At 42.5% G+C, this 11,578-nt stretch carries 8 protein-coding genes; 6 read left to right on the top strand and 2 right to left on the bottom strand.

Translation table 11 applies throughout. The annotated features are described in order from the left end of the window. Positions 1–29: 29 nt before the first annotated feature. The 5 genes from ruvA (at position 30) to FGG15_RS09090 (ending at position 9,378) form a co-directional block, all read left to right on the top strand. The gene (gene ruvA, locus FGG15_RS09110) at positions 30–611 is read left to right on the top strand and encodes a Holliday junction branch migration protein RuvA (RefSeq protein ID WP_138835514.1); all 582 of its coding nucleotides are present in this window, start codon (positions 30–32) and stop codon (positions 609–611) included. A gap of 5 nt (positions 612–616) precedes the next feature. Beyond that, positions 617–7,735, top strand: coding sequence for a T9SS outer membrane translocon Sov/SprA (gene sov / locus FGG15_RS09105; RefSeq protein WP_470295076.1), 7,119 nt, complete (start codon positions 617–619; stop codon positions 7,733–7,735). A 111-nt stretch (positions 7,736–7,846) separates the two neighbouring features. Continuing rightward, a complete protein-coding gene (gcvH, locus tag FGG15_RS09100) occupies positions 7,847–8,227 on the top strand; it encodes a glycine cleavage system protein GcvH (protein ID WP_138835510.1) in 381 nt (126 codons plus the stop codon). After that, entirely contained in the window at positions 8,220–8,621 is a 402-nt protein-coding gene (locus FGG15_RS09095) for a VanZ family protein (RefSeq protein ID WP_161991945.1), read from the top strand. Before gcvH ends, FGG15_RS09095 begins: the two co-directional genes overlap by 8 nt. Positions 8,622–8,673: 52 nt before the next feature. Beyond that, complete coding sequence (locus tag FGG15_RS09090; RefSeq protein ID WP_138835507.1) at positions 8,674–9,378, top strand: energy transducer TonB; 705 nt, start codon at positions 8,674–8,676, stop codon at positions 9,376–9,378. A gap of 110 nt (positions 9,379–9,488) precedes the next feature. Here FGG15_RS09090 and FGG15_RS09085 read toward each other — a convergent pair whose 3' ends face one another. After that, positions 9,489–9,860, bottom strand: a complete 372-nt coding sequence (locus FGG15_RS09085) for a SnoaL-like domain-containing protein (RefSeq protein ID WP_138835505.1) — start codon at positions 9,858–9,860, stop codon at positions 9,489–9,491. 209 nt (positions 9,861–10,069) lie between these two features. On the opposite strand from FGG15_RS09085, the gene FGG15_RS09080 reads away from it, so the two are divergent. Continuing rightward, positions 10,070–10,978, top strand: a complete 909-nt coding sequence (locus FGG15_RS09080) for a pentapeptide repeat-containing protein (protein ID WP_138835503.1) — start codon at positions 10,070–10,072, stop codon at positions 10,976–10,978. A gap of 29 nt (positions 10,979–11,007) precedes the next feature. Here the strand turns inward: FGG15_RS09080 and FGG15_RS09075 are convergent, their stop codons facing one another. Then, entirely contained in the window at positions 11,008–11,439 is a 432-nt protein-coding gene (locus tag FGG15_RS09075; RefSeq protein WP_138835502.1) for a hypothetical protein, read from the bottom strand. Positions 11,440–11,578 lie beyond the last annotated feature (139 nt).

The raw sequence follows: 11,578 nt of genomic DNA, 5'->3' as shown, positions 1-11,578 counted from the left end.
TAAGTATCTAATAATCCAACAATCCAAACATGATTACCCATCTATCCGGAAAACTGGTCGAAAAAAATCCCACCAATGTAATTATTGAATGCCATGGGGTAGGTTATTTTTTGAATATATCCCTACATACTTTTTCACTACTAAAGGATGAGGAAAACATCAGGCTTTTTACCCATTTGCAGGTTAAGGAAGACTCGCATACCTTGTTTGGATTTGTGGAGAAGGCAGAACGCGAAATTTTTAGACTTTTAATTTCGGTTTCCGGGATTGGATCAAGCACTGCGAGAACAATGTTGTCCTCCCTGTCACCCACGCAAGTTAGAGATGCGATTGCAAACGGAGATGTCCCTTCCATACAGGCAATCAAGGGGATAGGAGCCAAAACTGCCCAGCGGGTAATTTTAGATCTTAAAGACAAGATTTTAAAAGTCTACGATATGGGTGAAGTTTCCCTTCAATCAAACAATACTAGCAAAGAAGAAGCGTTATCTGCTTTAGAGGTTCTTGGTTTCGTTAGGAGACAATCTGAAAAGGTTGTGGACAAGGTACTGGCCCAAGACCCTGCACTAAGCGTAGAGGACATTATTAAACTGGCGCTGAAAAATTTGTAACTAGTTTGAAAAGAGGGGCAAAACCGATGCTTAAATCGTTGAGATTTAAGTACTTTTTCTTTTATATATGTTTTCTGATGGCCGCTTCCATGATGGGCCAGGAAACTACTGAGCAGGTACAGGACTCTGTTAAAACAGGTGTTGCCCTTGGTAAGTTGATATTGGAAAACCCCAATAGTATTATAGCAAAATACACCTACGACCCCAAACTGGACCGTTACATTTATACTGAAAGTATTGGGGATTTTGATATTACCCACCCCATCATCTTGACTCCTGACCAATACTACGATTTGGTTCAAAAGGAGCAGATGAAATCCTATTTCAAAGAAAAAATAGATGCCTTTACGGGAAAAAAGGAAGGAAGTGAGGAAGCGCGTAAAAACCTATTGCCCAATTTCTATGTGAACAGCAGCTTTTTTGAGTCCATTTTTGGGGGAAACACCATTGAAGTCATCCCGCAAGGTTCTGTAGCTATGGATTTAGGAATCTTATGGCAGAAAAATGACAATCCGGCCCTTTCTCCTAGAAACCGGACTAATTTATCCTTCGATTTTGACCAACGGATCAGCTTGAGCCTTTTGGGAAAGGTAGGAGAGCGGCTTCAAGTAACGGCCAATTATGACACTGAAGCCACCTTTGATTTTCAAAATCTGGTAAAACTGGATTATACCCCAACCGAAGACGATATTCTTAAAAAAATAGAAATCGGTAATGTGAACATGCCCCTAAACAGTTCATTGATTACCGGAGCCCAGAGTCTTTTCGGAGTCAAGACCCAACTGCAATTTGGAAAAACTACGGTTACTGCCGTTTTCTCGGAACAGCGATCCCAAAACAACACGGTTGTGGCTCAAGGCGGGGGAACACTCAACGAATTTGCCCTGACGGCTTTGGATTATGATGAGGACAAACACTTCTTCTTGGCACAGTACTTTAGGGACAACTATGATAGAGCCCTGACCAATTATCCATTTATTAGGAGCGAGGTACAGATTACCCGTTTGGAAGTATGGGTCACCAACCGAAACCAACAAACCTTGAATGTGCGAAACGTTGTGGCCATTCAGGATTTGGGAGAAGCGGAATTGGGCCAAAACGGGAACCCCAAAACCAGAATTGGGATTGCTGGCGGAGCCCCCGCAGGCTTTTTCAATGTTTTTGGCAATGACGTACCACCGCAAAACGGGGCCAACGATTTTGATCCCAACCAAATAGGAACCGGAGCGCTTACGGAATCCATTAGGGATATTGCTACCGTGGAACAAGGATTCAATGTTCCCGGATACCAGGTAAACCAGGGATTTGATTACGCCATACTTGAAAATGCCAGAAAATTGGAGCAGGGAAGGGATTACCAATTCGATACCCAACTGGGATATATCTCCCTGAACCAAAGATTGAGCAATGATGAAGTGCTTGGGGTGGCTTTTCAATATACTATTGGAGATCAGGTGTTTCAGGTAGGGGAATTTGCCAATGGTGGAGTAGACGCTACAACCGTGTCTGGAGGGGTGAATCCTATCATAGAAAACAATACGTTGATCTTGAAATTGCTCAAGAGTAACATCACCAATGTGGATGATCCTATCTGGGATTTGATGATGAAAAACATTTACGCCACTGGTGCTTTTCAGTTGAGTCAGGAAGATTTCAAATTGAATATCCTGTATTCAGACCCTACGCCACGAAACTACATTACGCCGGTTGATCCCAACCAAGGATGGCCTACAGGTTTAGAAGAAAGAATATTGATCGATGTGTTCAATCTGGACCGATTGAACATCTACAACGATGTGCAACCCGGAGGGGATGGCTTCTTTGATTACGTTCCTGGTATCACCGTGGATACGCAAAGTGGCCGAATCATTTTTACCAAGGTGGAACCTTTTGGGGAATTTCTTTTCGACGAATTGGGAGGAGGTACGTATGATGTTGAAAACGATCAGGGATATAATCCCAATCAGCAGCGGTATGTGTTCCGTAACATGTATGCCAAGACCAAGGCGGCTTCTTTGCAGGATGCCGAAAAGAACCGATTCCAAATCAAGGGACGATACAAATCCGAAGGAAACAATGGTATCCCTATTGGAGCGTTTAACGTACCAAGAGGTTCTGTACGGGTCACCGCAGGTGGAAGACAGCTTCAAGAGGGAATAGATTATACGGTGAACTACCAGGCTGGGACGGTTCAGATTTTGGACCCTAGTTTGGCAGCTTCCAATACACCAATCAACATTTCGGTAGAGAACAATGCCGTCTTTGGACAGCAGACCCGAAGATTTACCGGAGTTAATGTGGAACACCAGTTCAACGAAAAGTTTGTGCTGGGAGGAACCATCCTCAATTTAAATGAAAGACCGCTTACCCAAAAATCGAACTTTGGAGTGGAGCCGGTAAACAATACCATTTTTGGACTGAACGGAAACTTTAGTACCGAGTTGCCTTTCTTGACACGTTTGGCCAATAAATTGCCGAATATTGATACGGATGTGGCTTCCAACCTATCGTTGAGGGGAGAAGTGGCTTTTTTAAAGCCAAATTCACCTAAAAATGCGGATTTCCAAGGTGAAACAACGACCTATTTGGATGACTTTGAAGGGGCGCAGGCTCTAATAGACATCCGTTCCAGCCTTGGCTGGTCCCTAGCCAGTCCCCCTGTGGAATTCTTGCAGGACCGAACGGATATTGATGTGGGATATGAGCGGGCAAAAATGGCTTGGTATACCATCGACCCCATATTCTATACCAATCAAAGGCCTTCAGGAATATCAGATAATGATATTTCCCTGAACGAAACCCGCAGGGTTTTTATCAATGAGGTCTTTACGGAAACTGATATAGCCCAAGGCCAGACTCAGGTGCAAGGAACCTTGGATATGGTTTACTATCCAAATAATAAAGGGCCCTACAACGCGAATCCTAATTTTGCAGCAGAGACCCCACAGGATAAATGGGCAGGTATTATGCGTCCCTTGAGCAGCACCAACTTTGAGCAGTCCAATGTAGAATTTGTCCAGTTTTGGGTGTTGGATCCCTATATAGGCGGACAAGCCAACCCTGCCAATTCAGGGGAGCTGGTGATCAACCTCGGGAATATTTCAGAAGATATTTTAAAGGATGGCCGCAAGCAGTATGAAAACGGATTACCGGCAAGCACAAATAACGAAATCCCACGGGCCACCATTTGGGGACAAGTACCTTCTACCCAATCTTTGGTCTACGCCTTTGATGCCGATGAAAGCAATCGAACTTTACAAGATGTTGGTTTTGATGGATTGAATGATGCTGAGGAAGCTTCCATTTATAATGGCCCTAGTGAAGACCCTGCTTTAGATAACTATCAATACTATCTGAACCGAGAAGGGGGTATTTTGGAGCGCTATATTGATTTCAACAATCCAGATGGCAACTCGCCTGTGGCCGTGACCAATACCAACAGAGGTTCCACCACCTTACCCGATGTAGAGGATATAGACCGTGACCTTACCATGAACACGGTAAACAGTTATTACGAATATCGTATCCAAATCAGGCCCAACACGGATATTAATGATCAATATGTTACCGATATCCGAGAGGGGCTCACTCCGGACCTTCCCAATGGAACCCAATTGAACCGACGATGGATTCAGTACAAAATTCCTTTAAGCGATTTTACAGCTGCCGTTGGGGGAATTACTGATTTCCGTTCCATCAGCTTTATGCGGATGTATATGACCGGTTTCCAGGACGACATGGTTTTACGTTTTGCTACCTTGGATTTGGTGCGGGGAGATTGGAGAACCTATACAAATTCCTTGCAGCCCGATGTTGATAATGACCCTTCGGATGATGGTACCGTAACGGATGTGAACACCGTCAATATTGAAGAGAATTTTGGACGTCAGCCCATTCCTTATGTGTTGCCTCCGGGAGTTGTTAGGGAGCAGTTGAACAATAATAACACCATCATTCGTCAGAATGAACAATCGCTTTCATTTGTGGTGGAGAATTTGGAATCCCAGGATTCCAGAGGGGTGTTTAAAAACGTCAACATAGATGTGAGGCAGTATGAGCGGATCAAGATGTTCATGCACGCCGAAAAGATTTTAAATGGGGATTATTCGGATGACGATACACCCCTTGTTGGTTTCCTTCGGATTGGAACGGACTTTTCAGAAAACTTCTATCAGATAGAACTTCCGCTACAGTTTACATCGTTCAATGTGACCTCTGCAGATGAGATTTGGCCCGATGTAAACCAAATCAACATCGCCCTAAGTGATTTGAATAAGGTGAAATCCAGAGGTATAGCGGAACAAACCTTAAATCAAATCAACTATTATGAAATTGTGGATGGTGAGGCCATTCCTGTGGATGAATTTGCCCCTCGAACATTGGGACGATTACGAATGGGTATCCGGGGTAACCCATCTTTGGGGAGTATCCGTGGTATGATGGTTGGGGTAAAAAATATTGATGACTTGCCGGCGCGAGGAGAAGTGTGGTTCAACGAACTACGTTTGGCAGGACTGGACAATAATGGGGGTTGGGCCGCCATTGCCGCTTTGGACGCCAATATGGCCGACTTTGCCAATGTTACGGCAACGGGAAGCAAAAGTACCTCTGGCTTTGGTTCCATAGACCAAATGCCCAATGAACGTTCCAGGGAAGATGCCATCTCCTATGATGTGGTTACCAATGTGAATGTTGGACAATTGCTCCCTAAAAAATGGGGAATCCAGGTTCCGTTCAACTATGGAATTTCAGAAACTTTGATCACCCCGGAATTTGACCCCGTGTACGACGACCTTAAATTGGATGATAGAATTGCCGCTGCAACTACCGCAGAAGAGGCAGAAACCATAAAGGAACAAGCGGAGGATTATACCAAAAGAAGGAGTATAAACTTGATCGGGGTTCGAAAAAATCGCGGAGCCGAGGCCAAGGAGAATTTCTTTGATGTTGAGAACTTTACCTTCAACTACTCCTATAACGAAACTAACCATAGGGATTTTGAAGTGGCTGACCTGCGCGATCAGAATGTCACCACCGGTTTTGTATATAATCACAATTTTAAACCGGCACCCTTGGCGCCTTTCGCCAAAAACGATTCTTTGTTGACCGGCAAGTACTGGCAATGGCTCAAGGACTTAAACTTCAATTTGCTGCCTACCAGTCTTTCGGTAAATGCCAATTACAATCGCTCGTTTAACCAGCAACGTTTTAGGGATGTGTTGGAACCCGGAGTGGATGCTCTAGAATTGCCCTTGTTACAGCAGCGTAATTACCTCTTCAATTGGCAATACACCTTAAACTATAGTATCAGCAAATCCTTACGTTTGAATTTGACGGCCTCCAATAACAATATTGTCCGCAATTACTTTAACGTGGATGCAGACCCCGATTCCGGAATCAACGAGGCCCTTGATCTTTGGGATGGATTTTTTGATATTGGGGAACCCAATCGTCATCAGCAGAATATGCAGTTGAACTATGATCTTCCAACAGCTAAGATTCCGTTTTTGAATTTTATCAATGCCCAATACAGTTACACCAGTAATTTTGATTGGCAACGAGGCGGGGATGCCCTGCTTGAGGTAGCTGGTGAAAACATCAATACGGTTCAGAATGCCAGTACCCACAATTTAACGGCCAATTTGACCATGCAGCGTTTTTACGACTATTTGGGATTGAAAAAGCGGGATGGAAAAGTTACTGCTGCCCAAGCTCGTCAGCGTAGGGACAAGGCTGGGAACCCTGCTTCCGGAACGGATGAAAAACCCATAAAAAAAACCAGTAAAGGCTTCAATACTTTGGTGGATGTATTGACAATGGTGAAGCGGGTCAATGTAAACTACAGCAGAAATAGCGGAACGGTATTGCCTGGGTATACCCAATCCATTGGATTTATCGGAACAGCTAGGCCAAGCTTGGGCTTTGTTTTTGGAAGCCAATCCGACGTGAGATATGAAGCGGCTCGAAATGGGTGGTTGACCACCTTCCCGGAATTTAATTCGCAGTACATGCGAAATACAAATCGCCAACTGAACATTACCGCCACGGCACAACCAACCCAGGATTTGACCATAGATTTGACCGCTGATCGTTTGTTGACCAGTAGTTCCCAAGAAAATTATAGTCCGGAAGAATGGATCAATCAACAGGATGGGCTGATCAATGAGTTGGGGAATTTCAGTATTTCCACCATCATGATCGGGACCATTTTCAACAAGAGTGATGAATTTGACTCCAAAACTTTTGAACAGTTCAAAGCTAATCGAATTACTATTGCCAATCGACTGGTGTCTGACAGGGGACAAACATCTGGCCCTTTGGATGATGATGGCTTCCCACAACGTTATGGAAAAACACAACAAGAAGTATTATTGCCCGCTTTCTTTGCAGCCTATACAGGTCAGGATGTAAACCGGGTGAATCTGGATACGTATCGGGAGATTCCAATCCCAAATTGGAACATCAAATACACCGGTTTGATGAAAAACCGTTGGTTCAAAAAGAAATTCAAGCGATTCTCCCTAAGCCATGGATATAGAGCGTCTTATAGTGTTAATTCCATCCAGAGCAATTTGGAACGTCAAAACGGACAAATTGATCCCGAGACCGAAGACCTGTTGCCGGAAAATATCATCAATAACGTGGTGTTGACAGACCAGTTTAATCCGCTTCTCCGTATGGATTTTGAAATGAAAAACTCCTTTAGCTTCTTGGCTGAGGTACGTACGGATAGGGTATTGACTTTGAGCTTTGACAACAATTTGATGACAGAGATCAATGGAAAGGAATATACCCTTGGACTTGGATATCGATTCAAAGATGTAAAATTTGTGACCAACATTGGGGGTGAAAGAACCCGACTTAAGGGTGATTTGAACCTGAAAGCGGATTTATCCTTGAGGGACAATATCACCATTATCAGAAATCTTGATATTGATAACAACCAAATTACTTCAGGTCAGAAATTGGCTTCTTTAAAGTTTACCGCAGATTATGCATTGAGCAAGAGCTTAAATGCCCTGTTCTTCTACGACCATTCCTTTTCCAAATTTGCGGTTTCTACGGCATTTCCGCAGACTACCATCAACGCCGGATTCACCCTTAGATACAATTTCGGTAACTAAAATGTAACGTAATCTGGGCCTGTTTATAGGGGTGTTATTTTTGTTGCAAAGTTTACTTGAAAAGCTATTTCCGATCCGTTACATTTGTCACTGGACTAATACAAATTGATAATGAACATACCAGCAGAATTGAAGTACACCAAAGACCACGAATGGATCAAGATAGACGGCGATGTGGCCACCGTGGGAATTACAGATTTTGCCCAAGGAGAGCTTGGGGACATTGTTTATGTGGAAGTGGAAACTGTGGATGAAACCTTGGATAGGGAAGAGGTTTTTGGAACCGTTGAAGCCGTAAAAACCGTTTCGGATTTGTTTTTGCCCTTAAGTGGGGAAATCATCGAGTTCAACGAAGCTTTGGAGGATGAGCCGGAGAAGGTAAATACAGACCCTTATGGTGAAGGGTGGATGATCAAGATCAAAATCAGTGATACTGCTGAAGTTGATGATTTGATGAGCGATTCAGATTACAAAGCATTGATTGGTGCTTAAAAGAAATATTTATACCGTACTTTTTATAGGCTGGGTCTTGTTTTTAACAACACTCAGCTTATTTTCTTTCTCGGGGTTGGACACAGGTACCATTCGCATTCCGTATGCAGATAAGATTACTCATTTCATATTTTATCTGGTTTTTGGAGTGCTGGCCTGCCTAATGCTACGTGAGAAAACCCAGGGCCGAATGGAACTCGGAAAGGCCATGCAGTGGGCATTGATCGCTGCCATAGCTTACGGTATAATTATTGAGGTATTACAGTACGCACTAACGCAAGATCGCATGGCCGAATTGGGAGATGTGGTTGCCAATACTTTGGGGGCATTTGCAGGAGTTCTCTTAATTAAATGGTATTTTTCCAAAGAAAGGCCGTTAAAATGGAAATTTTAATTGTTTATTTCATCAATTAATAATTAAATTAGCAAACACTAAATTCAGAACGATGGAACTAAAAAAGAATCCAAAAGCAGACGTAGGAAAAAACAGTTCACTCTATTTTGTGATAGGGTTGGCCGCTGTTTTGGGGTTGGTTTATGGAGCCATGGAGTGGAAAAAATATGACAAATCCAATGATTATGACGTCTCTATGAACGTTGAAGACCAATTGGATGAAGAAGTGCCCATGACGGAGCAGATCAAGACGCCACCGCCACCACCGCCACCAGCTGCACCTGAGGTTATCGAGGTTGTTGAAGATGAGGAAGAAGTTGAGGAAACCGTAATCGAGTCTACAGAAACCAGCCAGGAAGAGGAAGTTATGGAAGTGGAAGAGGTAGAGGTTGAAGAGATGGATGAAGATATCTCCGTTCCATTTGCCGTAATTGAAGACGTGCCGGTATTCCCTGGTTGTGAGGGATCTAGCAATAAAAAGCAATGTTTCCAGGATATGATGCAGAAACACATCCGTAAAAACTTCCGTTACCCAGAAATTGCCCAAGAAATGGGAGTTCAAGGAAGGGTAAACGTAATTTTCGTTATCCAAAAGGATGGAAGTATCGGAAACATTAGAATGCGTGGGCCGGACAAAAACTTGGAGAAAGAAGCCATGAGAATTATTCAAAAGCTTCCTAAAATGACTCCTGGAAAGCAGAGAGGTAGAGCTGTAAAGGTTCCTTTCAGTATTCCAATTACCTTTAAGCTACAGTAAAAGAAGATTTACAATTCCTGTCGAGGCAGGAATGAAAAAGCCCTGATGGAAACGTCAGGGCTTTTTTTGGTCATTTGGTTACCATAAGATGTAATCTTGCGGTAGCTGGGTTAAGCGTGATAGTAGCGCTCGTTGATGATCTTACCGTCTTTCCATTGCGTTCTCACCGCTTGTTCAAATCTGTGGTCGGTGCCATCATCTGTGGTAAATTCCATTACGGCCTCATAAAAAGTAGTGTCCCCTTTTACAGCTGGCCCGGAGATTACGGTATATCCGTGAAAAGCGGTTACCGTATCCAGTAGTTTCTTTTCTTCGGCCAAGCAGAAATCCTTGCCCACCTTGGCGGGATTGTTCCCTTCAAAAAGTTGCACGTTGTCGTCCAAGTAGTTTTCCATGGCCTCAATGAATTTGCCTTCGGCCAATAGGGCCGTTACCTCGTTTGCCATGACAAGTAATTCTTGCTCTTGTATAGTAGCTTCCATAAATGTATGTTTAAGATGTTAATAACTGGAAACAAAAGTAAGTGCGGCTGATGCCTACTTCATTGTTGATCTTTCCCGAATACTTTTATGGATTTCCCTAATAGGGGGAAAGTGTGTGGTTTTTGTTTACTTTAGGATGGCCACAAGATGGAATCTTGCGGCAGCGGGAGGTATAATTTTGAGAACGGAATAAAATTGAATAATCTTAAATGGAATTGAAACAAAGGTGGGAAAATGACACCAAAGCAAATTCTGCAATTAGGAAAATTAAAAAAGCTTTTAAAAAAGGTGGGGTTTTGGATAAAAAATATTCTCCGTTTCAAAATATCGACGGTTATATTGACTTTAGAGGAATTAATGCTGGAAAGGAAAAAATAAACGGATTAAAAATAGATGGAGCAGATATATCTTATTCGAATTTATCTTTCTCTTTCATTAATAAATCTAGGTTTACCAACGTCTTGTTTAAAAAAGTTGAGTTCTCAGGATTTTCTGACAAGTTTAATGTCTTTGAAAATTGTCATTTTACGAATTGCAAGTTTCAAAAATCAGCGATTGGTTATATGGGGTCTAAATTTTTGAACTGTGTTTTTGAAAATTGCAATTTCACAGACGCGGTTTTCATTAGAGCAGAATTTGACAATGTGAAATTCGTGAATTCCAATCTTAAAGGCGTGGATTTTAATGCCTCTTCATTCATAAGTTGCTCATTTGAAGGACATTTGGAAGATGTTTGGTTCCGTGGAAGCTATGAGATTTCTTCTGACATAAATGAATTTGGAATTGCCCGTAAAAATGAAATGAAGGATGTTTCATTTGAAATGGCCACAATGATTGGTGTTAACTATAGCAATGATTGTGATTTGTCATCTATAAAACCACCAAAGGAAGGAACCTATATGATTTTTGATAAATGGCATGAGCGACTAATGAGATTGAAATTGGATATTGAACATTGGGAGGAGGAAGAGCAAATAGAGGCTAATATTTTTGTGAATTCATATCTAGTGCATGCGAAGAACCAGGACTGGTTCCTTATTAACGCGGAAGAGATAAACAAAGAGTTTGGCATAATAGGGGATAAGATTCTCAAAAGGATAAAAAGGAAAGAAGCGTAAAGGGTATGATTTTATTTTAAATATGGAATTTAAGTCTTGTTCAAGAACCATACGGCGCCAGATTTACCATTATAAACGTGCCTCACCCGTAATTCCCTTTGTTTCTCTGGAGGTTCAATGGTAAACTCCAATTCTAGGGAATGAGGTCTAATACAGAGACTTCCATGGTTCAAGGGCCGTGGGAGTTTTTGCATAGTAGTGGTTTTACCAGCCAGCGCTTCTATGGGGTCAAAAGCAACCAGAAAGGGAAACACCAGATTGTCCACTACATCCATTTGTAGGAGGGTTGAATCGTTGACTTTTTCCAGGATAAGTTCCGCTTCTCGACGTATGTGTAGGTCAAACGGATTTCCATGGTTAAACAGATTGATTTCCAGCGTTTCAAAAGTTAATTCAAGCGTGGAATGGGAGTCGCTTTCCCAAAAGTTTTGGATTTCCTCCAAAATAGATATAGGTGTCATAGCCAATGGTGTTGGTTAACTGGGGCTATGCCGGGGATGTAGTGCAATTTAGTAAAATTTTTAAATTGCCCCATCGTGGTTGCCCCTAGTTTTTCACCCTATACCCAAATTGGACTGTGCTCAAAGAATACACTAGCAG

The sequence above is a fragment of the Flagellimonas algicola genome, assembly GCF_005937185.1.
Lineage (GTDB): Bacteria > Bacteroidota > Bacteroidia > Flavobacteriales > Flavobacteriaceae > Flagellimonas > Flagellimonas algicola.
The sequence above is the reverse complement of the archived record's forward strand: the minus strand, read 5'-3'. Positions and strand labels throughout refer to the sequence as shown.

What these genes read in the sequence shown, in the direction of transcription:
- ruvA (WP_138835514.1), top strand. Translation starts at nt 30, where the DNA reads ATGATTACCCATCTATCCGGAAAACTGGTCGAAAAAAATCCCACCAAT.
- gcvH (WP_138835510.1), top strand. Translation starts at nt 7,847, where the DNA reads ATGAACATACCAGCAGAATTGAAGTACACCAAAGACCACGAATGGATC.
- FGG15_RS09090 (WP_138835507.1), top strand. Translation starts at nt 8,674, where the DNA reads ATGGAACTAAAAAAGAATCCAAAAGCAGACGTAGGAAAAAACAGTTCA.
- FGG15_RS09085 (WP_138835505.1), bottom strand. Translation starts at nt 9,860, where the DNA reads ATGGAAGCTACTATACAAGAGCAAGAATTACTTGTCATGGCAAACGAG.
- FGG15_RS09080 (WP_138835503.1), top strand. Translation starts at nt 10,070, where the DNA reads ATGGAATTGAAACAAAGGTGGGAAAATGACACCAAAGCAAATTCTGCA.
- FGG15_RS09075 (WP_138835502.1), bottom strand. Translation starts at nt 11,439, where the DNA reads ATGACACCTATATCTATTTTGGAGGAAATCCAAAACTTTTGGGAAAGC.